A 25,967-nucleotide genomic window follows, 5' to 3' on the forward strand; every position below is an offset into this window, starting at 1 on the left:
ATAAGATATCCTCCTGGGGTCCGCCAAGGCGCACCCCACCGCTGCCATGAACACGCCCACCACACTCGACGAGCCCTCGACGCCGTCCTTCAGTCCGCTCTATCAGCAGATCAAGACCCTGATCCTGCAGAGCCTGCAGGCGGGCGAGTGGAAGCCGGGCGAGCCCATCCCGAGCGAGATGGAACTGGCCGTGCGCTTTCGCGTGAGCCAGGGCACGGTGCGCAAGGCCATCGACGAACTCTCGGCCGAAAACCTGGTGGTGCGCCGCCAAGGCAAGGGCACCTTCGTCGCCACGCATGCCGAGCAGCATGTGCAGTACCGCTTCCTCAAGCTCGTGCCCGATGCGGGCGACCCGAACACCGAAGGTCCCGCGGTACGCACCATCGTCGACTGCAAGCGCCTGCGCGCATCGGCCGACGTGGCGCGTGCCCTCGGCCTGCGCACGGGCGACGCGGTGCTGCAGGTGCGGCGCGTGCTCGCCTACGGCGGCGTGCCGACCATCCTCGAAGACCTCTGGCTGCCCGGCACACCCTTCAAGGGACTCACCGCCGAGCGGCTGCGCGCGTGGCCCGGCCCGATGTACGCGCTGTTCGAGACGGAGTTCGGCGTGCGCATGGTGCGTGCCGAAGAAAAGATCCGCGCCGTGCTGCCCGATGCCGAACAGGCCGCGCTGCTCGACGTGACACCGCAGATGCCCCTGCTGAGCGTGGAGCGCGTGGCGCACACCTACCATGACATGCCGATGGAACTGCGTCGCGGGCTCTATCGCACCGACACCCACCACTACAGAAACCAGCTGGGCTGACCCGATGCAGACGAAAGCCGGATACCGGTGCGCCAGCGTGCGCACACAACGCGTGCGAAGCGCAGCGAAGTCAAGAGCATCCGACTGCAACGGTGCACTGACTCGCATGCGTCCGCTGCCCGATGGTGCATTGCAATAGAATTTTGCGTTGTTTGCATTTCCGCAGAAGAAACAAAAGCGTTCGCTCTCAGAACAAGCCAACAAGTCACAAAGCCACGAAAGCAATCCCCCCAATGACAGAGCTTGCAACCCCTCCCCGGCCACCGCGTCGCGAATTCCGCAACATCAATGCCTTCACGGACCTCACGACCTATCGGCTGCCGCCGGCGGGCATCGTGTCGATCCTGCATCGCGTCAGCGGCGTGCTGATGTTCCTGCTGCTGCCGTTCATCATCTGGATGTTCGACACGTCGCTGTCATCCGACTATTCGTTCGCGAGATTCAAGAGCGCCTTCAACGTCGGCATCGGCTTCGCTCCGGGGTGGTTCTTCAAGCTCGTCGCGCTCGCGCTCATCTGGGCCTACCTGCACCACTTCATCGCCGGCCTGCGCCATCTCTGGATGGACGTGAGCCACGCCGCGGTGACCAAGGAGTTCGGCCATACCTCGGCCGTCGTCACGCTGGCACTGAGCATCCTGCTCACCGTGGTGCTCGGCGCCAAGCTGTTCGGCCTGTACTGAGAAGGAGCCAACCATGTCTGTGAATTACGGCTCCAAGCGCATCGTCGTCGGCGCTCATTACGGTTTGCGCGACTGGCTCAGCCAGCGCATCACGGGCGGCCTGATGGCGCTCTTCACGATCATCCTGCTCGCACAGCTGATCTTCTCGCGCGGCCCCATCGGCTACGACCTCTGGGCCGGCATCTTCGCCGCGCAGTGGATGAAGGTGCTGACCTTCTCCGTGATCGCTGCCCTGCTCTATCACGTGTGGGTCGGCATGCGCGACGTGTGGATGGACTACGTCCAGCCCGTCGGTATTCGCCTCGCCCTGCAAATTTTCACCATCGTCTGGCTTGTCGGTTGTGCGGGTTGGGCCATTCAAGTGCTTTGGAAGATCTGACCCCACCATGACCTACACAAAAGAAAAAATCACCAAGCGCAAGTTCGACGTCGTGATCGTCGGTGCCGGCGGTTCCGGCATGCGCGCTTCGCTGCAACTCGCACGCGCCGGCCTCAACGTGGCCGTGCTCTCGAAGGTGTTCCCCACGCGTTCGCACACCGTTGCTGCGCAGGGCGGCGTCGGCGCCTCGCTCGGCAACATGAGCGAGGACAACTGGCACTACCACTTCTACGACACGATCAAGGGCTCCGACTGGCTCGGCGACCAGGACGCGATCGAGTTCATGTGCCGCGAAGCACCGAAGGTCGTGTACGAACTCGAGCACTTCGGCATGCCGTTCGACCGCAACCCCGACGGCACCATCTACCAGCGTCCGTTCGGCGGCCACACGGCCAACTACGGCGAGAAGCCCGTGCAGCGCGCCTGTGCCGCGGCCGACCGCACCGGCCACGCGATGCTGCACACGCTCTATCAAAAGAACGTCGAAGCGCGCACGCAATTCTTCGTCGAATGGATGGCGCTGGACCTCATCCGTGACGACGAGGGCGACGTGGTCGGCGTGACCGCGCTCGAAATGGAAACCGGCGACCTGCACATCCTGCAGGCCAAGACCGTGCTGCTGGCCACCGGCGGCGCGGGCCGCATCTTCCAGGCCTCGACCAACGCCTTCATCAACACCGGCGACGGCCTCGGCATGGCGGCCCGCTCGGGCATTCCGCTGCAGGACATGGAGTTCTGGCAGTTCCACCCGACCGGCGTAGCCGGCGCGGGCGTGCTGCTGACCGAAGGCTGCCGCGGCGAAGGCGCGATCCTGCTGAACAGCAACGGCGAACGCTTCATGGAGCGCTATGCGCCCACGCTGAAGGACCTGGCACCGCGCGACTTCGTCTCGCGCTCGATGGACCAGGAAATCAAGGAAGGGCGCGGCTGCGGTCCCAACAAGGACTACGTGCTGCTCAAGCTCGACCACCTGGGCGCCGACACCATCCACAAGCGCCTGCCTTCGGTGTACGAAATCGGCGTCAACTTCGCCAACGTCGACATCACGAAGGAGCCGATTCCCGTGGTGCCGACCATCCACTACCAGATGGGCGGCATTCCGACCAACATCCACGGCCAGGTCGTCATCCAGAAGGGTGAAGAGAACAGCGCCGTGGTGAACGGTCTCTACGCCGTGGGCGAATGCTCCTGCGTGAGCGTGCACGGCGCCAACCGCCTGGGCACCAACTCGCTGCTCGACCTCTTGGTGTTCGGCCGCGCGGCCGGCAACCATATCGTCGAGTTCAACGACAAGCTCAAGGAACACAAGGAACTGCCCAAGGATGCGGCCGACCGCACGCTGGAGCGCCTGAACCGCCTCGAGTCGACCACCGGCGGCGAATACGCGCAGGACGTGGCCGGCGAGATCCGAGCCGTCATGCAGCAGCACGCGGCCGTGTTCCGCAAGCAGGCCTCGATGGACGAAGGCGTGACCAAGATCGCCGCCGTGCGCGAACGCGTCAAGGCCATCGGCCTGAAGGACAAGTCCAAGGTGTTCAACACCGCCCGCATCGAAGCGCTGGAAGTCGACAACCTGATCGAAGTGGCGCAGGCCACGATGGTCTCTGCCGCCGCCCGCAAGGAATGCCGCGGCGCCCACACCGTAGAAGACTACGAACGCCCGGCGGACGATCCTGTCGCGCCGCTCGGCCGCGACGACGCCAACTGGATGAAGCACACGCTCTGGTACAGCGCGGACAACCGCCTCTCGTACAAGCCGGTCAAGCTGCAGCCCCTGACGGTCGCATCGGTGCCCCCGAAGGTCCGGACATTCTAAAAATTAGGAACACACGATGAAGCGCACATTCCAGATCTACCGCTACGACCCGGACAAGGACGCCAAGCCCTACATGCAGACGGTCGAGATCGAACTCGACGGCCATGAGCGCATGCTGCTCGACGCCCTGATGAAGCTCAAGGCGCAGGACCCGACGCTGTCGTTTCGCCGCTCGTGCCGCGAAGGCGTCTGCGGTTCCGACGCGATGAACATCAACGGCAAGAACGGTCTGGCCTGCCTGACCAACATGAACACGCTCAAGGGCATCGTGGTGCTCAAGCCGCTGCCGGGCCTGCCCGTCATCCGCGACCTGATCGTGGACATGACGCAGTTCTTCAAGCAGTACAACTCGATCAAGCCCTACCTGCAGAACGACAGCGTGCCGCCCGAGAAGGAGCGCCTGCAGTCGCCCGAGGAGCGCGACGAGCTCAACGGCCTGTACGAGTGCATCCTGTGCGCGAGCTGCTCCACGAGCTGCCCGAGCTTCTGGTGGAACCCCGACAAGTTCGTGGGCCCGGCCGGCCTGCTGCAGGCCTACCGTTTCATCGCCGACAGCCGCGACGAAGCCACCGCTGAGCGCCTGGACAACCTGGAAGACCCGTACCGCCTGTTCCGCTGCCACACGATCATGAACTGCGTGGACGTGTGCCCGAAGAGCCTGAACCCGACCAAGGCCATCGGCAAGATCAAGGAACTGATGGTGCGCCGCGCCATCTGACGCCCGTCCTGCAAGAAGTCACCATGCAAACCGCCGCCGACTCCGACCAGCCGCTCAGCGAACGTGCGCTGAGCAAGCTGAAATGGCGCTGCCGGCGCGGACTGCTCGAGAACGACCTGTTCATCGCCCGCTTCTTCGAGCGGCACGAATCCCGCATGACCGTGGGTCAGGCGGGAGCGATGGAGACATTGATGGACCTGTCGGACAACGATCTCCTCGACCTCCTTCTGCGCAGAAAGGAGCCCGAGCCCGAATGGGCCGGGGCCGAGGTGGTCGCATTGCTGCAGCTGATGCGAACCGACGGCGCACAGCGTCCCGCCATCTCTCCTTCGTCCTGAATCCACCTCTGAAAGTAAACCGAAATGAAAGCATCCGATACCAAGGCCACGCTGTCGTTCAGCAACGGCGGCGACAGCGTCGACCTGCCGATCTACAAGGGCACCGTGGGCCCTGACGTGATCGACATCCGCAAGCTGTATGCGCAGACCGGCATGTTCACGTACGACCCAGGCTTCATGTCGACGGCGGCTTGCCAATCGGCCATCACGTACATCGATGGCGACAAGGGCGAACTGCTGTACCGCGGCTACCCCATCGAGCAGCTCGCAACCAACTGCGACTTCCTCGAGACCTGCCACCTGCTGCTGTACGGCGAACTGCCGGACGCCGCCAAGAAGGCCAACTTCACCAAGATCGTGACCAACCACACGATGGTGAACGAGCAGATGCAGTTCTTCCTGCGCGGCTTCCGCCGCGATGCGCACCCGATGGCCATCATGACCGGCCTCGTGGGTGCGCTGTCGGCCTTCTATCACGACAGCACGGACATCAACAATCCCGAGCACCGCGAGATCGCCGCGATCCGCCTGATCGCGAAGATGCCCACGCTCGTGGCCATGGCCTACAAGTACACCGTCGGCCAGCCCTACATGTACCCGAAGAACGACCTGAGCTATGCGGGCAACTTCCTGCACATGATGTTCGCCACGCCGTGCGAGGAGTACAAGGTGAACCCGGTGCTCGAGCGCGCGCTCGACCGCATCTTCATCCTGCACGCAGACCACGAGCAGAACGCCTCGACCTCGACCGTGCGCCTGTGCGGCTCGTCGGGCACCAACCCCTTCGCGGCCATCGCGGCCGGCGTGGCCTGCCTCTGGGGCCCGGCCCACGGCGGCGCCAACGAAGCGGCGCTCAACATGCTCTACGACATCCAGAAGGAAGGTGGCGTGGAGAAGATCGGCGAGTTCATCAAGAAGGTCAAGGACAAGAACTCGAACGTCAAGCTGATGGGCTTCGGCCACCGCGTGTACAAGAACTACGACCCGCGCGCCAAGCTGATGCAGGAAACCTGCAACGAAGTGCTGACCGAGCTGGGCCTGGAGCAGGATCCGCTGTTCAAGCTGGCCAAGGAACTCGAGAAGATCGCGCTGGAAGACGAGTACTTCGTGTCGCGCAAGCTCTACCCGAACGTCGACTTCTACTCGGGCATCGTGCAGCGCGCCATCGGCATCCCGGTGCCGCTGTTCACCGCGATCTTCGCACTGGCCCGCACGGTCGGCTGGATCGCCCAGCTGAACGAAATGATCGGCGACCCCGAGTACAAGATCGGCCGCCCGCGCCAGCTGTTCGAAGGCTCGCCCAAGCGCGACGTGCAGCCCATCGGCAAGCGCTGATCGCGCTGCCTGCGCTCAATACGGAAAGCTGCCCTCGGGCAGCTTTTTTGCGTCTTGGCCGACATGCAGCGCGCGGAAATCGGCGATAGCCTGCAACGCGCTTAGTCGAAGGAGTTTCATCATGAAGTCGCTCGTCGCATTGTTCGCGGTCGCGTTTACTCTTGCCGTGCCACTGTCGGGTTGCAACACCTGGAGAGGAGCCGGCCAGGACATCCAGAAGGCAGGGGAAAAGATGGAGGATTCGGCCAAGAAGCGTCAGTGACGCCTCCTTCGCTCATCGCGCGACGACAGTAATGCCATCGCGCATGGCGATGACCAAGACCTGAAAACAAGGGGAAAATACGGGATTCCATCTCCATATGAGATGCCAAACCCGTATGACCTCTTCCGAACGCAACTTCGCCCGGCGCATCGACCTCACGTCGCTGCAACTGTTCGTGGCCGTTTGCGAACTGGGCAGCATCGGGCGGGCGGCGGAACGCGAATTCATTGCCGCTTCGGCCATCAGCAAGCGGCTTTCGGACCTGGAAGCCACCCTGGGCACCACCCTGCTCTACCGCCACGCGCGAGGCGTCGATCTTTCCCCCGCGGGCGAGAGCCTGCTGCACCATGCGCGCTCGGTGCTCTACAGCCTCGAGAAAATGCAGGGCGAACTCAGCGAATACGCCGAGGGCGTGCGCGGCCATGTCCGTGTGCACGCCAACATCTCGGCCATCGTGCAGTTCCTCCCCGAGGATCTCGGCGCCTTCACGCGCGAGCACGACGCGATCAAGATCGACCTCGAAGAGCATCTGAGCAACGAGGTGGTGCGCGCGATCCAGGAAGGCGCCGCCGACCTTGGCATCTGCCACATTCCCGACGGCACCAACGAGTTGCAGACGCTTCCCTACCGCCACGACCGGCTCGTGCTGATCGTGCCGGCCGGGCACCCGCTGGCCACACAGGGGCCGATCGATTTCTCCGCCTCGCTGGACTTCGACCACGTCGGCCTGCACACCAACAGCTCGATCTACGTGGCCATGCACCAGGCCGCGCTGGAGGCGGGCCGCGGCGTCAAGCTGCGCATTCACGTGACGGGGCTCGACGCCATGTGCCGCATGATCGACAACGGACTGGGCATCGGCGTGATGCCGCAGCGCGCATTCGAACTGTTGCAGGCAGGCATCGGCAGCCGCCTGCGCAGCGTGGCGCTGAACGACACCTGGTCCAGGCGCGAGATCCGACTGGTGGCACGCGACTTCTCCACCTTGCCGGTGGCCGCGCGCACATTGGTCAACCATCTGCGCACGTCGGCGGCCGCCGCCGATGCCGCCGAGCCTCTCGCCGCATAGAACGCAAGACAATTCACCTCCCCACGAAAGACAGAAGAGACCGACATGGCACGCACGCTCTACGACAAGATCTGGGACGAACACGTCGTCCACACCGAGGAAGACGGCACCGCGATCCTCTACATCGACCGCCACCTGGTGCACGAAGTGACCAGCCCGCAGGCCTTCGAAGGCTTGCGCGAAGCCGGCCGCAAGCTGTGGCGCATCAGCTCGGTCGTGGCCACGGCCGACCACAACACACCGACCACCGGCTGGGAGCGCGGCTACGAAGGCATTGCCGACCCGACCAGCAAGGAACAGGTCACCACGCTGGACCACAACATCGCCGAATTCGGCGCCGCCGCGTTCTTCCCGTTCCTGAGCAAGCGCCAGGGCATCGTGCACGTGATCGGCCCTGAATCGGGCGCGACGCTGCCGGGCATGACGGTCGTCTGCGGCGACTCGCACACCTCCACGCACGGAGCCTTCGGCGCGCTGGCGCACGGCATCGGCACCAGCGAGGTCGAGCACGTGATGGCCACGCAGACGCTGCTCGGCAAGAAGGCAAAGAACATGCTCGTGAAGGTCGAGGGCAAGCTGCCTTTGGGCTGCACGGCCAAGGACATCGTGCTGGCCATCATCGGCAAGATCGGCACGGCCGGCGGCACGGGCTACACCATCGAATTCGCGGGCTCGGCCATTCGCGACCTGAGCATGGAGGGCCGCATGACGGTCTGCAACATGGCCATCGAGGCCGGCGCGCGCGCCGGGCTGGTGGCGGTCGACGAGAAGACCATCGCCTACGTGAAGGGCCGCCCGCTCGCGCCCACCGGCGTTGAATGGGACCAGGCCGTGGCCTACTGGCGCACGCTGCAGTCCGACCCGGGTGCGAAGTTCGATGCCGTGGTCGAACTCGACGCCACGCAGATCCAGCCCCAGGTGACCTGGGGCACCTCGCCCGAGATGGTGGTCGACATCAACGGCCGCGTGCCCGATCCCGACAAGGAAAAGGACGCCAGCAAGCGCAGCGCCATCGAGCGCGCGCTCGTCTACATGGGCCTGGAGCCGAACAAGGCCATGAACGACATCTTCATCGACAAGGTGTTCATCGGCTCGTGCACCAATAGCCGCATCGAGGACATGCGCGAAGCCGCTGCCGTGGTGAAGAAGCTGGGCCAGAAGGTCGCCAAGAACGTGAAGCTCGCGCTGGTCGTGCCCGGCTCGGGCGTGGTGAAGGAACAGGCCGAGCGCGAAGGACTCGACCTGATCTTCAAGGCCGCGGGCTTCGAATGGCGCGAGCCCGGCTGCTCGATGTGCCTGGCGATGAACGCCGACCGCCTGGAACCCGGCGAGCGCTGCGCATCCACCAGCAACCGCAACTTCGAAGGCCGCCAGGGCGCCGGTGGCCGCACCCACCTCGTGAGCCCGGCCATGGCCGCCGCCGCCGCGGTGCACGGCCACTTCGTCGACGTCCGTACGTTCGCCTGACCCCAAAGAGATTCACATGCAGAAATTCACCGTGCACAAGGGCCTCGTGGCCCCGATGGACCGCGAGAACGTCGACACCGACGCGATCATTCCGAAGCAGTTCCTCAAGTCGATCAAGAAGACCGGCTTCGGCGTGAACCTGTTCGACGAATGGCGCTACCTGGACGCCGGCTTTCCGGGCCAGGACCCGGCCAGCCGCAAGCCGAACCCCGACTTCGTGCTGAACCAGCCGCGCTACGCCGGCGCCTCGGTGCTGCTGACGCGCAAGAACTTCGGCTGCGGCTCGTCGCGCGAACATGCGCCGTGGGCGCTCGACCAGTACGGCTTCCGCGCGATCATCGCGCCGAGCTACGCGGACATCTTCTTCAACAACAGCTTCAAGAACGGCCTGCTGCCGATCGTGCTGCCCGAAGCGCAGGTGGCCCAGCTGTTCGACGAGACCTTCGCCTTTCCGGGCTACACGCTGACCATCGACCTGGAGCGCCAGGTGGTCGTGAAGCCTGACGGCCAGGAGTTTGCGTTCGACGTGCAGGCCTTCCGCAAGTACTGCCTGATCAACGGGCTGGACGACATCGGCCTGACGCTGCGCCACAAGGACAAGATCAAGGCCTTCGAGGCCGAGCGCCTGGCATCGAAGCCTTGGCTGGCGCACACGATGATCTCGTGATCGACCGCATTTCCGTTTTCAAGAAAAAACCTCGGACCAACTTATGAAAATCGCAGTTCTCCCCGGTGACGGCATCGGCACCGAAATCGTGGCGGAAGCCGTCAGGGTGCTCGAAGTCCTCGACCTGAAGTTCGAGATGGAGTCGGCGCTGGTCGGCGGTGCCGCCTACGAGGCCCACGGCCATCCCCTGCCCGATTCGACGCTGAAGCTGGCAAAGGAATCCGACGCGGTGCTGTTCGGTGCGGTCGGCGACTGGAAGTACGACAAGCTCGACCGGCCGCTGCGCCCCGAGCAGGCCATCCTGGGGCTGCGCAAGAACCTGGGCCTGTTCGCGAACTTCCGCCCGGCCATCTGCTACGAGCAGCTGGTGGGCGCATCGAGCCTGAAGCCCGAGCTGATCGCGGGCCTGGACATCCTGATCATCCGCGAACTGACCGGCGACATCTACTTCGGCCAACCGCGCGGGCGCCGCACTGCGGTCGACGGCCACTTCCCGGGCGCCGAGGAAGCCTTCGACACGATGCGCTACTCGCGCCCCGAGATCGAACGCATCGCCCGCGTGGCCTTCGAGGCCGCCCGCAAGCGCAGCAAGCGCGTGACCAGCGTGGACAAGGCCAATGTGCTCGAGACCTTCCAGTTCTGGAAGGACGTCGTCACGGAGGTGCACAAGGACTATCCGGACGTCGAGCTCGACCACATGTACGTCGACAACGCAGCCATGCAGCTCGTGAAGGCGCCCAAGAAATTCGACGTGGTCGTCACCGGCAACATGTTCGGCGACATCCTCTCGGACGAAGCCGCGATGCTCACCGGCTCGATCGGCATGCTGCCCTCGGCATCGCTCAATTCGAGCAACCAGGGCCTGTACGAGCCCAGCCACGGCAGCGCGCCGGACATTGCCGGCAAAGGGGTTGCCAATCCTTTGGCTACAATCCTGTCTGCTGCCATGATGCTTCGCTTTTCACTCAACCAGCCCGAAGCTGCCGACCGTATCGAGTCGGCGGTCAAGGACGTGCTCGCTTCGGGGCTGCGCACGGGCGACATCTGGTCGGAAGGCACGAAGCGCGTCGGCACCCGCGAGATGGGCGACGCGGTCGTTGCAGCAATCACCAAAAAGACGATTACCGGCTAACCGCAGCCCGCTTCGTCACGCCCCTCCCCGGCTCGACGAGTCGGGGGCAAAAAAAGACAACTTTTTCTTTTTTCACAAGGGCAAACTGAAATGGCGAACGCATCCAATCAACCTCTGGTCGGCCTCGTAGGCTGGCGCGGCATGGTCGGCTCGGTCCTGATGGACCGCATGCAGGCCGAAGGCGACTTCGGTCTCATCGAGCCAGTCTTCTTCTCGACCTCCAACGCTGGCGGCAAGGCTCCGGCAATGGCCATGAACGAAACCGCGCTGAAGGATGCGAACGACATCGAGGCACTGAAGAAGTGCGACATCGTCATCACCTGCCAAGGCGGGGACTACACCAGCGAGGTCTTCCCCAAGCTGCGCGCCGCGGGCTGGGCCGGCCACTGGATCGACGCCGCCTCCACCCTGCGCATGCAGGACGACGCGGTCATCGTGCTTGACCCGGTCAACCTGCCGGTGATCCAGAACGCGCTCGCCAACGGCGGCAAGAACTGGATCGGCGGCAACTGCACCGTGAGCTGCATGCTCATGGGCGTTGGCGCCCTCTACAAGGCCGGCCTTGTCGAGTGGATGACCAGCATGACCTACCAGGCAGCCTCTGGCGGCGGCGCTCAGCACATGCGCGAGCTGCTGACCCAGTTCGGCACCCTGAACGCCGAAGTGCGCGCGCTGCTGGACGACCCGAAGTCGGCCATTCTCGAGATCGACCGCAAGGTGCTGCACAAGCAGCAGAACCTGAGCGCAGCCGAAACGGCCAATTTCGGCGCGCCGCTGGGCGGCTCGCTGATCCCCTGGATCGACAAGGACCTGGGCGACGGCATGTCCAAGGAAGAGTGGAAGGCCGGTGCAGAAACCAACAAGATCCTCGGCCAGGGTGCGGGCTTCGGCACTGCCGCCGTACCCGTCGATGGCTTCTGCGTGCGCGTCGGTGCGATGCGCTGCCACAGCCAGGCCCTGACCTTCAAGCTCAAGAAGGATGTCCCCCTGGCCGACATCGAAGCGATGATCGCCGCGGACAACCCGTGGGCCAGCGTGGTGCCGAACACGCGCGAAGCCACCGTGAAGGACCTGACGCCGGTGGCCGTGACGGGCACCATGAACATTCCGGTCGGCCGCATCCGCAAGCTGGCGATGGGCCCTGAGTACGTCGGTGCCTTCACCATCGGCGACCAGCTGCTGTGGGGCGCCGCCGAACCCCTGCGCCGCATGCTGCGCATCCTGCTCGAAGCTTGATGCAGGCAGCTCAGGGCCTTTTGAAACACAAACTGTTGCCTTCCGGCAACGGAAGATGTGATCGTAAGTATGCGCGCACTGGGTAGAACACGCGCACTGCCTTGTCAGTACCCGGTGATGGTGCTAACGTCCTCTTACAAATTCTGGGCCTGAGCCGCCCCCTATCAGCATGACAAGACATCTGTTGCCTGCGGCCAGCCCATCGGCCGCTCGCCCGCTTCTGCCATCGAATGGCTGGCGGCTTTCCATCCTCGGCGCGGCGGCAGCCGTGGCCCTGGGCATCGCCAGCACCGACGCCAGCGCTTTTGCGCTGGGTCAGCTGAAGGTGCAATCGGCCTTGGGCGAACCGTTGCGCGCCGAGATCGACGTGACCGAAATCGCCGCCAACGAGGCGGACGGTCTGAAGATCAACATCGCCACGGCCGAAGCCTTCAAAAACGCGGGCGTTCCGTACAACTCGGCACTGAGCGACGTCAAGGCGACGCTGCAGCGTCGCGCCGGCGGCCAGTACGTGGTGCGTCTGAGCGGCAACCGCCCATTGAACGACCCGTTCGTCGACCTGCTGCTCGAAGCCAACGGCGCCTCCGGCCGGATCGTGCGCGACTACACCGTGCTGCTCGATCCGCCGGCCACGCGCCAGCCAACGACCAGCGCGCCGGCCACGCCCATTGCACCCCGGATCGCCACGCCGACCGAACGCACTGCCCCGGCAGCGCGTGCGCGCCGCGAGCGCGCCCCTGTGGCGGCGCCATCGGCAGCACCCGCGGCGCCTGCGCCGGCCGCAGCAGCGCCCGCGCCGGTCACTGCGGCCGCACCTGCTCGCAGCAGTGGCGGCGAACAGGTTACGGTGCAGCGCGGCGACACCGCCAGCAAGATCGCGGCCGCCCACAAGCCCGCCGACGTGTCCCTGGACCAGATGCTGGTCGCGTTGCTGCTCGCCAATCCGGATGCGTTCTCGGGCGGCAACATCAACCGCATGCGCGCCGGCGCCGTGCTCGATCTGCCGAGCAGCGCCGAGGCGGCCGCCGTCCTGCCGGACGAAGCCCGCCGCACGGTCACGGCACAAAGCCGCGACTTCGGCGCCTATCGCCAGCGGCTGGCCGACAACGCGCCGACCTCGAACGTCGCGGCCGCGAGCCGCAAGGCCTCGGGCAAGCTGCAGGCCAACGTCGAAGACCGCAACGCGGCGGCCAGCACGCCCGACAAGCTCACGATCTCGCAAGGCAGCGCGGCCTCCCGCGCCGCCGACGAGAAGGTCGCCCAGAGCCGCCAGGCGCAGGACAGCAGCAACCGCGTCGCGGAACTGTCGAAGAACATCAGCGAGCTGAACAAGCTCAAGGCTGCAACGGGCACCGGTTCGTCGGCACCTGCTGCTGCCGGTGCGGCTGCACCGGCACCGGCACCGGCAAAGCCGGGCATCCCGGTTCCGACACCGGCCACCAGCGCGACGGTCGCGCCTCCAGTCGCCGCAAGCCCTGCCCCCATTGCTGCGCCGGCGCCAGCCCCGGCCCCGGCTCCTGTCGTCGCGGCCGCACCCGCAGTTCCTGCAGCGGCAACGGCAGCACCGAGCCCCGCCGCGCCCACGCCCGAGGCAACGGCTGCCGCTCCTGCTGCTGCCCCGACGGCAGAGGCCGCCGCTGCCGCACCGGCCGCAGCCGCAACCGATGCAGCTGCTGCTCCCGCAACTCCGGCTGCGAGCGCCGCCGTGGCCGCCACGGCACCCAAGCCGGCCGTGAAGAAGCCGGCACCGCCGCCCCCGCCGGAGCCCACCTTCCTCGAAGAGCTCCTGGACAACCCGCTGATGCTGGCCGGCGCGGCACTGATCGCGCTGCTCATCGGCTTCCTGCTGTACCGCGTGCTGGGCCGCCGGCGCGAGGAAATGAGCGAGAGCGTGTTCCTCGAAAGCCGCATCCCGAAGGACTCGTTCTTCGGCGCCAGCGGCGGCGAATCGGTCGACACCAAGCATCGTGGCGACTCCACCGTCTCGTCGCTGTCGTACTCGCCGAGCCAGCTCGACGCGGGCGACGTCGATCCCGTGGCCGAAGCCGACGTCTACCTGGCCTATGGCCGCGACCTGCAGGCCGAGGAAATCCTGCGCGAAGCGCTGCGCCTGAACCCGGACCGCACCGCCATCCACCTCAAGCTGCTCGAGATCCACGCCAAGCGCCGCGACGTGCGTGCCTACGAAGGCCTCGCCACCGAAGTGCACAAGCTGACGGGCGGCCTCGGCTCCGACTGGAACCGTGTGGTCGACATGGGCAAGGATCTCGATCCGGGCAACCCGCTGTACGAATCGGGCGCTCCCCGCAGCGGCGGCGCCAGCGCGGCCGAGACGGCCGCCTTCGCGGGCGCCCTCGCCGCGGCCGCCAAGCCGGCAGCACCTGCTCCCGTTGCACCGCCGGTTGCCGTTGCTCCGCCCGCCTTCGTGCCCTCGGTGGCACCGCTGGACTTCGACCTCGACCTGACCACGCCGCCGGCACCCGCCCCCGCACCGGCCCAGCAACATGCACCGGTCAGCGCCAGCCTGCCGAAGTCGATCTACGCGTCCGCTCCGACGACCGCACGCCCCCCAGCCCCCCTGTCGAATGGCCACGCCGCCACGCCTGTCGATCTCGAAAACGATTTCGACACCGCCCCCGGCGCGCTGACGGTCGACACGCTCCCCGGTTCGCTGAGCGATGCGGACAACACCCGCCCCGCCATGCTGCGCAATGCGCTGCCGGCCGACTCGGGCTTCATCGAGTTCGACATGAGCGCGCTGGCAGGCCTGCCAGCCCGCCCCGCCGAAACCGCGAAGCCCGCCGCAACCGCCACGCACGATGACGATGAAGGCGACGACAGCCCGCACGCCGTCAAGCTGTCGCTGGCTCGCGAACTGCAAGCCATCGGCGACGTCGAAGGTGCCCGTTCGCTGGTCGAGGAAGTCGAAGCCGAAAGCGCCGGCGATCTCAAGTCGCAAGCCCGTCAGCTGCTCGCAGAACTGCGCTGAGCGGTTGTTGTTGTACCGTCCCTGAATTCGTGAGGCTGGCGCTCGGCATCCGGTACAACGGCCAGGCGTACGAGGGCTGGCAAAGCCAGCGCTCGGGCCGCACGGTGCAGGACAAGCTCGAAGCGGCCCTCACGAAGTTCGCCGCGCAGCCATCCGGCAAGATCGGCACGCTGTGCGCCGGCCGCACCGACGCCGGCGTCCACGCGCTGATGCAGGTGGTGCACTTCGACACCGACGTCGAGCGCGAACCCTTCTCCTGGACGCGCGGCACCAACCGCTTCCTGCCCGACGACATCGCGGTGCAGTGGGCGCACCCGGTGCCCGATGAATTCCATTGCCGCGCCAGCGCGCTGGCACGCCGCTACCTCTATGTGCTCTCGCAGTCGCCGGTGCGGCCCAGCCTGGATTCGGGCCGGGTCGGCTGGTCGATGCATGCGCTCGACGGCGATGCAATGCGCAAAGCCGCCGCCGTGCTCATCGGCACGCATGATTTCAGTTCGTTCCGTGCCTCGGCCTGCCAGGCCAAGTCGCCCGTGAAGAACCTGCGCCGCATCCAAGTCACGCGGGTTGGCGAAGGCGAACGCTGCCGCTGGCATTTCGAGTTCGAGGCCGACGCGTTCCTGCACCACATGATCCGCAACCTGATGGGCTGCCTCGTGCGCATCGGCCGCGGCGACGAGCGGCCCGAATGGATTGCCGAGGTGCTCGAGGCGCGCAGCCGCAAGGCGGCGGCGCCGACCTTCTCCGCGGACGGCCTGTACTTCCTGGGCCCGTTGTACGACGCCAAGTGGGGTCTGCCGGCCGAGGCGACGCTGCAGGCCGGCGGCGCTCCGTATGATGGACCTCCATGACGTCTCCCCGCACCCGCATCAAGATCTGCGGCCTCACACGCGAGGCCGACGTGGATGCCGCGGTCGAAGCGGGTGCCGATGCCATCGGCTTCGTGCTCTATGCGAAAAGCCCCCGCGCAGTGACGGCCGAACGCGCTGCCGAACTCGCTTCGCGCCTGCCCCCGTTCATCACACCGGTGCTGCTGTTCGTGAACGAGGATGCTCCTGAAGTCATAGCAGCACTCGCCCACGTGAAGGGCGCGATCGCCCAGTTCCACGGCGAGGAAACGCCCGAACGGTGCGAGGAAGCCACCGGCCCAGGCCGCTTCCGCTACATGCGCGCCGCCCGCATTCCACTGGGGGCTGCCGGCGCCGGCTTCGACCTCGTAAAATACGCTTCCGATTACTCCCACGCCCAGGCCATCCTGCTCGACGCGCATGTCGAAGGTTATGGCGGTGGCGGCAAGGCATTCGATTGGTCACTTCTTCCACCCGCCGTCGACGCTCACCTCGTCTTGAGTGGTGGGCTCACACCTGCAAACGTGAGCGATGGCATTCGCATCCTGCGGACGCGCTGCAAGACGCTGTCCGTTGATGTGAGCTCGGGCGTCGAAATCGACGGTCCCGGGAACAAGGGCCTCAAGGACGCCGGAAAGATCCGGCAATTCGTCGCAGCCGTCAGGGCGGCCGACGCGTCCTTCTCCAGCTAGCCGCCGCAGCCGATCGATGTCGGGCTGCGGCCCACCGATCGAGAACCATGCAAAGCAACTACCAGCAACCCGACGCGACCGGCCATTTCGGCAATTACGGCGGCACCTTCGCGAGCGAAACGCTCACCCACGCGATCAACGAACTGCGCGACGCGTACGCCAGGTTCAAGGACGATCCGGCCTTCCTTGCCGAATTCCACTACGAGCTGAAGCACTTCGTCGGCCGTCCCTCGCCGATCTACCACGCCGCGCGCACCAGCCGCGAAATGGGCGGCGCGCAGATCTACCTGAAGCGCGAGGACCTGAATCACACCGGCGCCCACAAGATCAACAACGTGATCGGCCAGGCGATGCTCGCGCGCCGCATGGGCAAGCCCCGCGTCATCGCCGAGACCGGCGCCGGCCAGCACGGCGTGGCCACCGCCACCATCTGCGCACGCTACGGCCTCGAATGCGTGGTCTACATGGGCAGCCAGGACGTGAAGCGCCAGAGCCCGAACGTCTACCGCATGAACCTGCTCGGCGCGACCGTGGTGCCCGTCGAATCGGGCAGCAAGACGCTGAAGGACGCGCTCAACGAGGCGATGCGCGACTGGGTCACGAACGTGGAAAACACTTTCTACATCATCGGCACCGTGGCCGGTCCGCACCCCTACCCGACCATGGTGCGAGACTTCCAGAGCGTGATCGGCACCGAGTGCATCGAGCAGATGCCCGCCATGCTCGCGGCCGACGGCATTACCGGCGAGGCCGAGGGCAAACAGCCCGACGTGGTGGTCGCCTGCGTGGGCGGCGGCAGCAATGCGATGGGCATCTTCCATCCGTACATTCCGTTCACGGGCACGCGCCTGATCGGCGTCGAGGCGGCAGGCGAAGGACTCGACAGCGGCAAGCACTCGGCCTCGATCCTGCGCGGCAGCCCGGGCGTGCTGCACGGCAACCGCACCTACCTGCTGCAGAACGACGACGGCCAGATCACCGAGACGCACAGCATCAGCGCGGGGCTCGACTACCCCGGCGTGGGCCCCGAGCACGCGTACCTGGCCGACATCGGCCGGGCCGAATACGTCGGCATCACCGACACCGAGGCGCTCGAAGCCTTCCATTATTTGTGCCGAACGGAGGGCATCATTCCCGCGCTCGAATCCAGCCATGCCGTGGCCCACGCGATGAAGCTCGCGAAGACCATGCGCCCCGATCAATCCATCCTGGTGAACCTCTCGGGCCGTGGCGACAAGGACATCGGCACCGTGGCCGACCTGTCGGGCGTCGACTTCTATGACCGCCCCTCGATGCGCGGCCTCAGCGTGAAGGGAGGCAAGTGATGAGCCGCATTGCAACCACCTTCGACGCACTGAAAAAAGACGGCCGCCGCGCCCTCATTCCCTACGTCACCGCCGGTTTCCCGTTCGCAGACATCACGCCCGAGCTGATGCACGGCATGGTCGAGGCCGGCGCCGACGTGATCGAGCTGGGCGTGCCCTTCTCCGACCCCATGGCCGACGGGCCCGTGATCCAGAAGGCCGGCGAGGCCGCGCTGGCGTTGGGCATCGGCATGAAGCAGGTGCTGGCCATCGTCGCCGCCTTCCGCCAGAAGGACGCGACCACGCCCGTGGTGCTGATGGGCTATGCCAACCCGGTCGAGCGCTACGACCTCGTGCACGGAAAGAAGGCCTTCATCCGCGATGCGGCCGCGGCCGGCGTCGACGGCCTGCTGGTGGTCGACTACCCGCCCGAGGAATGCGAAGCTTTCGCTGCGGACCTGAAGGCGGCCGGCATCGACCTGATCTTCCTGCTCGCGCCAACGAGCACCGACGAGCGCATGGCGCAGGTCGCGCGCATCGCGAGCGGCTACGTCTACTACGTGTCGCTTAAGGGCGTGACCGGCGCCGGCCACCTCGACACCGAGGCGGTCGGGCAGATGATTCCGCGCATCCGCCAGCACGTGAGCATTCCGGTCGGCGTGGGTTTCGGCATTCGCGACGCGCGCACCGCGCAGGCGGTCGGCTCGGCCGCCGATGCGGTCGTGATCGGTACGAAGATCATCCAGTTGATCGAAGACCAGCCCCGCGAAAAGGTCGTGCCCGTGGTGCGCGAATTCCTCGCCGGCATCCGCGAGGCGCTCGATGCGCTGCCGGCGGCTATCCCGAAGAATGCGGCTGGCCGATAATCGCTGCTGCCCCTCACCCCCAGCCCCTCTCCCGCATGCGGGAGAGGGGAGCTAATTCGGAGTCCTATGAGCTGGCTTGAAAAACTGCTACCCGCCAAGATCGCACAAACCGACCCATCGGAGCGCCGCCAGGTGCCCGAGGGCCTGTGGATCAAGTGCCCCGCCTGCGAGACCGTCCTCTACAAGACCGACCTCGAGCACAACCAGAACGTCTGCCCCAGCTGCAGCCACCACCACCGCATCGGCGCCCGCGCGCGGCTCGACGCGTTCCTCGACGCCGAGGGCCGCTACGAAGTCGGCCAGGAAGTGCTGCCGGTTGACGCCCTGAAATTCAAGGACAGCCGCAAGTACCCCGAGCGGCTCAAGGAAGCGCTGGAGAACACCGGCGAGACCGACGCGCTGGTCGTCATGGGCGGCTCGGTGCACAGCATCAGCGTGGTCGTGGCCTGCTTCGAGTTCGAGTTCATGGGCGGCTCCATGGGCAGCGTGGTCGGCGAGCGCTTCGTGCGCGGCGTCGAAACCGCCATCGAGCAGAAGGTGCCCTTCATCTGCTTCACCGCAACCGGCGGCGCGCGCATGCAGGAAGGCCTGCTCTCGCTCATGCAAATGGCCAAGACCAACGCCGCGCTCACGCGCCTCGCGAAGAAGGGCCTGCCCTACATCAGCGTGCTGACCGACCCGACCATGGGTGGCGTGTCGGCCGGCTTCGCCTTCGTGGGCGACGTGGTGATCGCCGAGCCCAAGGCGCTGATCGGCTTCGCCGGCCCGCGCGTGATCGAGTCGACCGTGCGCGTGACGCTGCCCGAAGGCTTCCAGCGCGCCGAGTTCCTGCAGACCAAGGGCGCCATCGACTTCATCAGCGACCGCCGCGAACTGCGCAAGACCATTGCCAGCTCGCTGGCCATGCTGCTGCGCCAGCCGGCCGACGCGGTCAGCTGAGGAACGAACAGCAAGCCAATGCAAAAGAGCCCGGGTGCATCGCACCCGGGCTCTTTTGCTTGTGAGGCTCAGAACGTCAGTTGATAGGCAAACACCAGCAGGTTGCCCAGCACGATCGCGATCACCTGCAGTACCACGATGGCCGCCAGCGGCGAGAGATCGACGCCGCCGATCAGCGGGATGAAGCGCCTGAAGGGCCGCACCAGCGGCTCGGCCAAACGGGAGATCAGGTCAAGCAGCATCGGCGACGCGCCCGGAATCCAGGACAGCACCGCATAAACCACCAGCAGTGCGGTCAGGCCCGAGACGGCCAGCTGCATCAGCCCGACCAGCGACACCAGGGGAAGGGTCGCGATCCGCCCCAGGTTGCCGGCAAGCAGCCACAGCAGCAGGAACTTCAGCAACACCAGCAGCCAGGCCGCTATCAGGCTGGCCAGGTCCCAGCGCTTCACCGACGGCACGATGCGCCGCAGCGGCAGCACGATCCAGTCGGTGATGGCGAACACGAAGCGCCCGAGCGGATTGCCGAACGGCACCCGGTGGTATTGCATGTAGAGGCGCAGCAGGCAGGCGCCGCCGAGCAGGCCGACGATCACGTCGAGGAGGAACGAGGGAATCTGATAGAGCATGGGGCGCAGCCGTGAGCGGAATGCGATGATAGCCACGCAAGGCTCTTCGATGACGACACTACCCCTTTTGCATTCACTGCCATTGTTTCCGCTCGGTACGGTCCTGTTTCCGGGCGGCCTTCTTCCGCTGCGCATCTTCGAGGTCCGCTATCTCGACATGATCGGCAAATGCCGAAAGGCCGACGCGCCCTTCGGCGTGGTGAGCCTCACCAGCGGCAGCGAAGTGCGCAAGGCCGGCGCCGATGCGGAGAGCTTCGCCGCCATCGGGACGTTGGCGATGATTCGCGAGTTCGAATCGCCGCAAAGCGGGCTGCTGCAGATCGAATGCGTGGGCACGCAACGCTTCCGGGTGCGCGACACTGAGTTGCAGAAGCACGGTCTGTGGGTCGCCGAAGTGGAGGCCGTGGCCGACGACGTCGCGCTGGAAATTCCCGACGACCTGAAACACACCGCCACGGCACTGCAACGCCTGATCGACACGCTCGAGGAGCGGCGCCGCGAACAGGGCGGATCGGTACGGTTGCCCATCGGCATGCCCTACCTGCTCGACGATTGCGGCTGGGTGGCGAACCGCTGGTGCGAACTGGTGCCGATGCAGCTCGAACTGAAGCAGCGCCTGATGGAGCTCGACAGCCCGCTGATGCGCCTCGAGCTGATCAGCGATCTGCTCGCACGCACGGGTATTGCTCAATAGATCGCTATATTTTTCGTAGCGCATTACGCAGGATCGGCGGGCATTGGACAGCGGCTTCGCCTGAATCCGATCGGCTAAAATGCCGGGCTCGCGCACGCTCCCGTTGCGCCTCACCCGCTCCCCATGTCCGATCACCTGACCCCTCCCATTCCCACGCCCGCTGCAGCGCCCGCCCCTGCGCCGGCCGTCGACGACAACCAGCTCATCGCCGAACGCCGCGAGAAGCTCAAGCTGCTGCGCACAGCGCAGACCGAGGGCAAGGGTGTTGCGTTCCCGAACGACTTCAAGCCGGGCCACCGCGCCGCGGCACTCGTCGAGGCACATGGCGCCACCGAGGCCGAGGCCCTCGAAGCGCAAGCCGTTTCCGTGAGCGTGGCCGGCCGCATGATGCTCAAGCGCGTGATGGGCAAGGCCAGCTTCGCGACCGTACAGGACGCCACGAGCCGCATCCAGCTCTACGTGACGCGCGACGCGGTCGGCGAAGACGTCTACGCCGATTTCAAGCGCTGGGACCTCGGCGACATCGTGGGCGCCGAAGGCACGCTGATGAAGACCAAGACCGGCGAGTTGTCGGTCAAGGTCACGAAGCTGCGCCTGCTTACCAAGAGCCTGCGCCCGCTGCCCGACAAGTTCCACGGCATGGCCGACCAGGAGCAGAAGTACCGCCAGCGCTACGTCGACCTGATCACCGACGAAACCGCCCGTGTGCGCTTCACCGCTCGCAGCAAGGCAGTGAGCGCGCTGCGCGAATTCATGGTGGCCAATGATTTCCTCGAAGTCGAGACGCCCATGCTCCACCCGATTCCGGGCGGCGCGAACGCCAAGCCTTTCAAGACGCACCACAACGCGCTCGACCAGGAAATGTTCCTGCGCATCGCGCCCGAGCTCTACCTCAAGCGCCTGATCGTCGGCGGCTTCGAGCGCGTGTTCGAGATCAACCGGAGCTACCGCAACGAGGGCATCTCGGTGCGGCACAACCCCGAGTTCACGATGATGGAGTTCTACGCGGCCTACTGGAACTACCGCGACCTGATGGACTTCACCGAGACGCTGATCCGCACCATCGCCGACAAGGCCGTGGGCACGCAGCAGCTCACGTACGGCGGCAAGGCCGTCGATCTGACGCAGCCCTTCGAACGCCTGACGATCCGCGAAGCGATCCTCAAGCACACCGACGCCGGCGACGGTGTGAACGACAGCGCCTGGCTGATCAATGCATTGCGCAAGATCGGCCTCAGCGAAGAGAAGGACAAGCTCTCGCAGCGCAGCCTCGCGAGCCTGCAGGTGATGTACTTCGAGGAAACCGTCGAAGAAAAGCTCTGGCAGCCGACCTTCATCATGGAGCACCCGACCGAGATCTCGCCGCTGGCGCGCGCCAACGACGAGCGCCCCGAAGTCACCGAGCGCTTCGAGCTCTACATCACGGGCCGCGAATTCGGCAATGGCTTCAGCGAGCTCAACGACGCCGAAGATCAGGCCGCGCGCTTCAACGCCCAGGTGGCCGCCAAGGACAGCGGCGACGACGAAGCCATGTTCTACGACCACGACTTCGTTCGCGCCCTCGAATACGGCATGCCGCCCACCGGCGGCTGCGGCATCGGCATCGACCGGCTGATGATGCTGCTGACCGATTCGCCGAGCATCCGCGATGTGATTCTGTTCCCGGCGCTGCGCAGGGAATCTTGAACGTGCAGTTACCGTCGTCGCTGCCGACGATCGGCATCGACTTCGGCACCTCCAACTCCGCCGTGGCCTGCCGGGTCGACGGCGAGGCCCGCTTGTTGCCCATCGAAGGCGCGGCCACCACCCTGCCCACCGCGATCTTCTTCAATGCCGAAGACCGAACCACGCATTTCGGCCGCGACGCCATCGGCCAGTACCTCTCGGGCACCGAAGGCCGGCTGATGCGCTCGCTGAAGAGTCTGCTCGGCAGCGCCCTGATGCAGGAGAAGACCGCCATTTACGACGGCCTCGTGAGCTTCGAGGACATCATCGCCCGCTTCCTGCGAGAGCTGGCCGTGCGCGCCAGCCGTGAACTCGGCCAGCTGCCCGAGCGCGTGGTGATCGGCCGGCCCGTGCACTTCGTGGACGACGATCCGAAGCGCGACGAGCGTGCCGAGGAAAGCCTGCGCCACGCGGCACGCGCAGCGGGGTTCCGCGAGATCGCCTTCCAGCTCGAGCCGATCGCAGCCGCGTTCGACTACGAGCAGCGCATCGCCAAGGAGTCGATCGTGCTCATCGTCGACATCGGCGGCGGCACCTCCGACTTCACCGTGGTGCGCGTCGGCCCCGAGCGCGCGACCCGCGAGGACCGCAGCGACGACGTGCTGGCCACCAGCGGCGTGCACATCGGCGGCACCGATTTCGACCAACGCCTGAACCTCGAGCGCGTGATGCCGCAGTTCGGCTTCCGGCACCACGGCCCGCAGGGGCGCGAAGTGCCGAGCAAGGTGTTCTTCGAACTCTCCTCCTGGCACCTTATCAACTGGCTCTACGCCGCCAAGGCAGTGCGCCAGGCGAAAGACCTGCGCACGAGCTACAGCGACACGCGGCTGCACGACCGGCTGATGACCGTGCTCGAGGAACGGCACGGGCATCGCATCGCGAGTGCGGTGGAAGCGGCCAAGATCGATGCGTCGATCACCGACGCCGAAACCGCCATCGATCTCGGTTGTGCCGAGCGCGGGTTGGTGGCCTCGCTCACGCCGGCCGACATGGCTCAACAATTGGCAGGTTCGCTCGAGAACGTGATCGCCTGCGCGCACGCCTGCGTCAAGCGCGCGGGCCTGCGCAGCGGTGACCTCGACGCGATCTATCTCACCGGCGGCTCTTCCGCCCTTCGGCCGTTCCAGCACGCTCTGCGCAGGAGCTTCGCGGGCGTGAATCTGGTCGAGGGTGACCTGTTCGGCGGCGTGGCTACGGGACTCGCCTGCGCGGCGCGCACCGGGTACCGGGCATGAAATACCTGGCGGGCTATCCGGCGCCCCTGCTGGATCAGGTCCGCCAGCTGATGGCCGAGGACAAGCTGACCGCGATGCTCGGCAAGCGCTATCCCGACGGGATGCACAGCGTGCAGACCGACCGCGCGCTCTACGACTACGTGAGCGACCTCAAGAGCGAGTTCATGCGCAAGGCCGAGCCGCTGTCGAAGGTCATGTTCGACAACAAGCTGCATGTGATCCGCAACGCGCTCGGGACGCACACAACAGTTTCGCGCGTGCAGGGCGGAAAGCTCAAGGCAAAGCGTGAAATCCGGGTGGCGAGCCTGTTCAAGGGCGTGCCGCTGGCTTGGTTGCGGATGATCGTTGTGCACGAACTCGCACATACCAAGGAAAAGAGTCACGACAAGGCCTTCTACGCGCTATGCGCGCACATGGAGCCCGACTACCATCAGCTCGAATTTGACCTGCGGCTCTACCTGACCCACCTGGACACCGGCGGCGAACCGCTCTGGTCGACGGCCTCGAAGGCGCCGTGACCGCCCGCCTTTCCCTTTTCCACGGATCGACCGCACCCATGTCCACCCCGCCGACCGAAGCCATCTTCTCGAACATCTTCAACACCAACACGTGGGGTTCGATGGAAAGCGTGTCGGGCGCGGGCTCCGAGCTCAGCAACACCGCGCAGATCATCCGCGAGTTGCCGGCCCTGTTGCGCGAGCTGCGCGTGCAGACCTTCCTCGACATGCCCTGCGGCGATTTCAACTGGATGCAGCATGTCGACCTTGAAGGCATCGACTACCTGGGCGCGGACATCGTCGATGAACTGGTGCAGCGCAACAACGAGCGCTTCGGCCGCAGCGGCCGGCGCTTCGGCAAGCTCGACCTGCTCTCGGGCGACCTGCCCAAGGTCGACCTGGTGTTGTGCCGCGACTGCCTCTTCCACTTCTCGCATGCGGACGTGTTCCGGGCGCTGCACGCACTAGCCGAAAGCCGCTCGCAGTGGCTGCTGACCACCACCTTCACCTACCGCACGCTGCCGCGCAACGGGGACATCGAAACGGGCGGCTGGACCCCCATCAACCTCGAGATGGCGCCCTATCACCTGCCGCCGCCGCGGCGACTGATCGTCGAAGGCAACGTGACCGAGGCGATCATCTATCCCTTGCTGGAAGGCTCCCCGCGGTTTCCGCAGACCGACCGCAGTCTGGGTTTGTGGCTGCTGGACGATGTGCGCGAGACGCTGGCACGCATCGGGCGCTGAAGACTTCCCGCGTCTTCCTCAGTCCACCGCGGCCCTGACCTGCTCGACGTCGGCGACGGCCAGCCAGTGGCAGTAGCCGCCCGAGGTGCGCCGGTCGATTTCGTCGAGCGCCATGCCGGCATATTTGCCAGCGCGGTACTGGTGCTTGGACCAGTACTGGTCGGTGTGCCACGCATGGATGTGCAGGACGTCGCTGCCCAGCGCGCGGTTCGCATAGGGCAGATGGTCAAGCAGTCCCAGCGAGCATTGCTGGGGGTAGGTGCGACGCAAGGCCAGTTCGCCCGCGTACATCGTGACGACGTTCTTGCACCAGCCCGGCCATGTACCCTGGAAGTGGCGAAACTCCTCGTCGAGCAGCTTGTTGCAGTAGTCGAGCTGGGACTCCACGAAATTGCAGACGAACTCGGACGGCCCGAGCACCGAAGCGCCGACGTTGTGCAGGCCGGAATGCGGAAAACCCCAGCGCTGGCTGCACTCGGACAGCTTGCGGCGAACCTCTTCTTCATAGGCGTACGCGCCGAAGCCGAAGCACAGGCCGGTCGGCGTGAAGTTCGTGAGCGCCGGCGTGACGAAGGTATCGCAATCGGTCTTCAGCAGGGTGTCGTACTTCCTGCACTCCTCGATCACGGCCGGCTCGCACAGGTTCGCCACGGAATTGATGTAGCCGTAGCCGTTCCAGTCGGCATTGCGCTGCGCGTAGGGCTCGCTCGGAATCACGACGATCCGCTCGTCCTGAGGCAGTGCGCCGACGGCGTCCGGATGGCAGACGGCGATGATCCTTGCACGTGAGAACAGGTTCGAGAAGATCATGCTTTTGTAGAGCCATGAAAACTCGTCGATGATTTCCCGTTTGTTGTCGATGTAGACCAGCACGCCCATCGTCATGTCGTTTCCTTTCG

26 protein-coding genes are annotated in these 25,967 nt (G+C 65.7%); 24 read left to right on the forward strand and 2 right to left on the reverse strand.

What is annotated here, in order from left to right; all coding sequences use genetic code 11:
• Positions 1–46 precede the first annotated feature (46 nt).
• The 19 genes from ACCC97_RS01140 to accD all read left to right on the forward strand — a co-directional run bounded on the left by ACCC97_RS01140 (position 47) and on the right by accD (position 19,542).
• Positions 47–805 carry a GntR family transcriptional regulator gene (locus ACCC97_RS01140; protein ID WP_007830512.1) on the forward strand — a complete coding sequence of 253 codons (759 nt, stop codon included), beginning with the start codon at positions 47–49 and terminating at the stop codon, positions 803–805.
• Positions 806–1,038: 233 nt separating this feature from the next.
• Positions 1,039–1,485, forward strand: a complete 447-nt coding sequence (gene sdhC / locus ACCC97_RS01145; RefSeq protein ID WP_007830511.1) for a succinate dehydrogenase, cytochrome b556 subunit — start codon at positions 1,039–1,041, stop codon at positions 1,483–1,485.
• 13 nt (positions 1,486–1,498) lie between these two features.
• Positions 1,499–1,864 carry a succinate dehydrogenase, hydrophobic membrane anchor protein gene (gene sdhD, locus ACCC97_RS01150; protein ID WP_007830510.1) on the forward strand — a complete coding sequence of 122 codons (366 nt, stop codon included), beginning with the start codon at positions 1,499–1,501 and terminating at the stop codon, positions 1,862–1,864.
• A 7-nt stretch (positions 1,865–1,871) separates the two neighbouring features.
• Positions 1,872–3,680 carry a succinate dehydrogenase flavoprotein subunit gene (sdhA, locus tag ACCC97_RS01155; RefSeq protein ID WP_007830509.1) on the forward strand — a complete coding sequence of 603 codons (1,809 nt, stop codon included), beginning with the start codon at positions 1,872–1,874 and terminating at the stop codon, positions 3,678–3,680.
• A gap of 16 nt (positions 3,681–3,696) precedes the next feature.
• Positions 3,697–4,398 (forward strand): succinate dehydrogenase iron-sulfur subunit, encoded by a 702-nt coding sequence (locus tag ACCC97_RS01160; RefSeq protein ID WP_413331399.1) that lies wholly within the window; start codon positions 3,697–3,699, stop codon positions 4,396–4,398.
• A gap of 23 nt (positions 4,399–4,421) precedes the next feature.
• Positions 4,422–4,736 carry a succinate dehydrogenase assembly factor 2 gene (locus ACCC97_RS01165; RefSeq protein ID WP_007830507.1) on the forward strand — a complete coding sequence of 105 codons (315 nt, stop codon included), beginning with the start codon at positions 4,422–4,424 and terminating at the stop codon, positions 4,734–4,736.
• A gap of 24 nt (positions 4,737–4,760) precedes the next feature.
• Entirely contained in the window at positions 4,761–6,071 is a 1,311-nt protein-coding gene (gene gltA, locus ACCC97_RS01170) for a citrate synthase (RefSeq protein WP_007830506.1), read from the forward strand.
• Positions 6,072–6,192: 121 nt separating this feature from the next.
• Positions 6,193–6,333 carry an entericidin A/B family lipoprotein gene (locus tag ACCC97_RS01175; protein ID WP_007830505.1) on the forward strand — a complete coding sequence of 47 codons (141 nt, stop codon included), beginning with the start codon at positions 6,193–6,195 and terminating at the stop codon, positions 6,331–6,333.
• A gap of 115 nt (positions 6,334–6,448) precedes the next feature.
• Positions 6,449–7,402 (forward strand): LysR substrate-binding domain-containing protein, encoded by a 954-nt coding sequence (locus ACCC97_RS01180; protein WP_007830504.1) that lies wholly within the window; start codon positions 6,449–6,451, stop codon positions 7,400–7,402.
• Positions 7,403–7,447: 45 nt separating this feature from the next.
• On the forward strand, positions 7,448–8,869 hold the full coding sequence (gene leuC, locus ACCC97_RS01185; RefSeq protein WP_007830503.1) for a 3-isopropylmalate dehydratase large subunit: 1,422 nt from the start codon (positions 7,448–7,450) through the stop codon (positions 8,867–8,869).
• Positions 8,870–8,885: 16 nt separating this feature from the next.
• Entirely contained in the window at positions 8,886–9,536 is a 651-nt protein-coding gene (gene leuD / locus ACCC97_RS01190) for a 3-isopropylmalate dehydratase small subunit (RefSeq protein WP_007830502.1), read from the forward strand.
• A 43-nt stretch (positions 9,537–9,579) separates the two neighbouring features.
• Positions 9,580–10,668 (forward strand): 3-isopropylmalate dehydrogenase, encoded by a 1,089-nt coding sequence (gene leuB, locus ACCC97_RS01195; protein WP_007830501.1) that lies wholly within the window; start codon positions 9,580–9,582, stop codon positions 10,666–10,668.
• A 90-nt stretch (positions 10,669–10,758) separates the two neighbouring features.
• Entirely contained in the window at positions 10,759–11,904 is a 1,146-nt protein-coding gene (gene asd, locus ACCC97_RS01200; protein WP_413331400.1) for an aspartate-semialdehyde dehydrogenase, read from the forward strand.
• 169 nt (positions 11,905–12,073) lie between these two features.
• Positions 12,074–14,893 carry a FimV/HubP family polar landmark protein gene (locus ACCC97_RS01205; RefSeq protein WP_413331401.1) on the forward strand — a complete coding sequence of 940 codons (2,820 nt, stop codon included), beginning with the start codon at positions 12,074–12,076 and terminating at the stop codon, positions 14,891–14,893.
• A gap of 29 nt (positions 14,894–14,922) precedes the next feature.
• Positions 14,923–15,744: a tRNA pseudouridine(38-40) synthase TruA gene (gene truA / locus ACCC97_RS01210; RefSeq protein ID WP_007830498.1), complete on the forward strand. Its 822-nt coding sequence runs from the start codon at positions 14,923–14,925 to the stop codon at positions 15,742–15,744.
• A complete protein-coding gene (locus ACCC97_RS01215) occupies positions 15,741–16,433 on the forward strand; it encodes a phosphoribosylanthranilate isomerase (RefSeq protein ID WP_007830497.1) in 693 nt (230 codons plus the stop codon). Before truA ends, ACCC97_RS01215 begins: the two co-directional genes overlap by 4 nt.
• Positions 16,434–16,480: 47 nt before the next feature.
• A complete protein-coding gene (trpB, locus tag ACCC97_RS01220) occupies positions 16,481–17,758 on the forward strand; it encodes a tryptophan synthase subunit beta (protein ID WP_007830496.1) in 1,278 nt (425 codons plus the stop codon).
• A complete protein-coding gene (trpA, locus tag ACCC97_RS01225; RefSeq protein WP_007830495.1) occupies positions 17,758–18,603 on the forward strand; it encodes a tryptophan synthase subunit alpha in 846 nt (281 codons plus the stop codon). The genes trpB and trpA overlap by 1 nt, the downstream gene beginning before the upstream one ends.
• Before the next feature lie 66 nt (positions 18,604–18,669).
• Positions 18,670–19,542, forward strand: coding sequence for an acetyl-CoA carboxylase, carboxyltransferase subunit beta (gene accD, locus ACCC97_RS01230; protein ID WP_007830494.1), 873 nt, complete (start codon positions 18,670–18,672; stop codon positions 19,540–19,542).
• A 68-nt stretch (positions 19,543–19,610) separates the two neighbouring features.
• Here accD and ACCC97_RS01235 read toward each other — a convergent pair whose 3' ends face one another.
• Complete coding sequence (locus ACCC97_RS01235) at positions 19,611–20,171, reverse strand: YggT family protein (RefSeq protein ID WP_007830493.1); 561 nt, start codon at positions 20,169–20,171, stop codon at positions 19,611–19,613.
• A gap of 49 nt (positions 20,172–20,220) precedes the next feature.
• Here ACCC97_RS01235 and ACCC97_RS01240 point away from each other — a divergent pair, with 49 nt between their 5' ends.
• From ACCC97_RS01240 to ACCC97_RS01260, 5 genes are all read left to right on the forward strand, one after another.
• Positions 20,221–20,865 (forward strand): LON peptidase substrate-binding domain-containing protein, encoded by a 645-nt coding sequence (locus tag ACCC97_RS01240; RefSeq protein ID WP_413314978.1) that lies wholly within the window; start codon positions 20,221–20,223, stop codon positions 20,863–20,865.
• Between the two features lie 123 nt (positions 20,866–20,988).
• Entirely contained in the window at positions 20,989–22,551 is a 1,563-nt protein-coding gene (gene lysS, locus ACCC97_RS01245; RefSeq protein ID WP_413331402.1) for a lysine--tRNA ligase, read from the forward strand.
• Positions 22,552–22,553: 2 nt separating this feature from the next.
• Positions 22,554–23,825: an Hsp70 family protein gene (locus ACCC97_RS01250; RefSeq protein ID WP_413331403.1), complete on the forward strand. Its 1,272-nt coding sequence runs from the start codon at positions 22,554–22,556 to the stop codon at positions 23,823–23,825.
• The gene (locus ACCC97_RS01255; RefSeq protein WP_413331404.1) at positions 23,822–24,343 is read left to right on the forward strand and encodes a M48 family metallopeptidase; all 522 of its coding nucleotides are present in this window, start codon (positions 23,822–23,824) and stop codon (positions 24,341–24,343) included. Before ACCC97_RS01250 ends, ACCC97_RS01255 begins: the two co-directional genes overlap by 4 nt.
• A 38-nt stretch (positions 24,344–24,381) precedes the next feature.
• Complete coding sequence (locus tag ACCC97_RS01260; RefSeq protein WP_413331405.1) at positions 24,382–25,068, forward strand: hypothetical protein; 687 nt, start codon at positions 24,382–24,384, stop codon at positions 25,066–25,068.
• An 18-nt stretch (positions 25,069–25,086) separates the two neighbouring features.
• On the opposite strand, the gene ACCC97_RS01265 is transcribed toward ACCC97_RS01260, so the two are convergent.
• Positions 25,087–25,953: a hypothetical protein gene (locus ACCC97_RS01265; RefSeq protein ID WP_007830488.1), complete on the reverse strand. Its 867-nt coding sequence runs from the start codon at positions 25,951–25,953 to the stop codon at positions 25,087–25,089.
• Between the last annotated feature and the right edge of the window lie 14 nt (positions 25,954–25,967).

This window comes from Variovorax sp. Varisp85 (genome assembly GCF_047304045.1).
In the GTDB taxonomy this organism is placed as follows: Bacteria; Pseudomonadota; Gammaproteobacteria; order Burkholderiales; family Burkholderiaceae_C; genus Variovorax.

Excerpts from the sequence above, each read along its gene's own strand:
- leuD (WP_007830502.1), top strand. The coding sequence starts at position 8,886 with ATGCAGAAATTCACCGTGCACAAGGGCCTCGTGGCCCCGATGGACCGC.
- trpA (WP_007830495.1), top strand. The coding sequence starts at position 17,758 with ATGAGCCGCATTGCAACCACCTTCGACGCACTGAAAAAAGACGGCCGC.
- ACCC97_RS01160 (WP_413331399.1), top strand. The coding sequence starts at position 3,697 with ATGAAGCGCACATTCCAGATCTACCGCTACGACCCGGACAAGGACGCC.
- leuB (WP_007830501.1), top strand. The coding sequence starts at position 9,580 with ATGAAAATCGCAGTTCTCCCCGGTGACGGCATCGGCACCGAAATCGTG.
- accD (WP_007830494.1), top strand. The coding sequence starts at position 18,670 with ATGAGCTGGCTTGAAAAACTGCTACCCGCCAAGATCGCACAAACCGAC.
- trpB (WP_007830496.1), top strand. The coding sequence starts at position 16,481 with ATGCAAAGCAACTACCAGCAACCCGACGCGACCGGCCATTTCGGCAAT.
- ACCC97_RS01215 (WP_007830497.1), top strand. The coding sequence starts at position 15,741 with ATGACGTCTCCCCGCACCCGCATCAAGATCTGCGGCCTCACACGCGAG.
- sdhC (WP_007830511.1), top strand. The coding sequence starts at position 1,039 with ATGACAGAGCTTGCAACCCCTCCCCGGCCACCGCGTCGCGAATTCCGC.
- lysS (WP_413331402.1), top strand. The coding sequence starts at position 20,989 with ATGTCCGATCACCTGACCCCTCCCATTCCCACGCCCGCTGCAGCGCCC.
- asd (WP_413331400.1), top strand. The coding sequence starts at position 10,759 with ATGGCGAACGCATCCAATCAACCTCTGGTCGGCCTCGTAGGCTGGCGC.
- ACCC97_RS01260 (WP_413331405.1), top strand. The coding sequence starts at position 24,382 with ATGTCCACCCCGCCGACCGAAGCCATCTTCTCGAACATCTTCAACACC.
- leuC (WP_007830503.1), top strand. The coding sequence starts at position 7,448 with ATGGCACGCACGCTCTACGACAAGATCTGGGACGAACACGTCGTCCAC.
- ACCC97_RS01205 (WP_413331401.1), top strand. The coding sequence starts at position 12,074 with ATGACAAGACATCTGTTGCCTGCGGCCAGCCCATCGGCCGCTCGCCCG.
- ACCC97_RS01140 (WP_007830512.1), top strand. The coding sequence starts at position 47 with ATGAACACGCCCACCACACTCGACGAGCCCTCGACGCCGTCCTTCAGT.
- gltA (WP_007830506.1), top strand. The coding sequence starts at position 4,761 with ATGAAAGCATCCGATACCAAGGCCACGCTGTCGTTCAGCAACGGCGGC.
- ACCC97_RS01255 (WP_413331404.1), top strand. The coding sequence starts at position 23,822 with ATGAAATACCTGGCGGGCTATCCGGCGCCCCTGCTGGATCAGGTCCGC.
- sdhD (WP_007830510.1), top strand. The coding sequence starts at position 1,499 with ATGTCTGTGAATTACGGCTCCAAGCGCATCGTCGTCGGCGCTCATTAC.
- ACCC97_RS01175 (WP_007830505.1), top strand. The coding sequence starts at position 6,193 with ATGAAGTCGCTCGTCGCATTGTTCGCGGTCGCGTTTACTCTTGCCGTG.
- ACCC97_RS01180 (WP_007830504.1), top strand. The coding sequence starts at position 6,449 with ATGACCTCTTCCGAACGCAACTTCGCCCGGCGCATCGACCTCACGTCG.
- ACCC97_RS01235 (WP_007830493.1), bottom strand. The coding sequence starts at position 20,171 with ATGCTCTATCAGATTCCCTCGTTCCTCCTCGACGTGATCGTCGGCCTG.
- ACCC97_RS01265 (WP_007830488.1), bottom strand. The coding sequence starts at position 25,953 with ATGACGATGGGCGTGCTGGTCTACATCGACAACAAACGGGAAATCATC.
- ACCC97_RS01165 (WP_007830507.1), top strand. The coding sequence starts at position 4,422 with ATGCAAACCGCCGCCGACTCCGACCAGCCGCTCAGCGAACGTGCGCTG.
- ACCC97_RS01240 (WP_413314978.1), top strand. The coding sequence starts at position 20,221 with ATGACGACACTACCCCTTTTGCATTCACTGCCATTGTTTCCGCTCGGT.
- sdhA (WP_007830509.1), top strand. The coding sequence starts at position 1,872 with ATGACCTACACAAAAGAAAAAATCACCAAGCGCAAGTTCGACGTCGTG.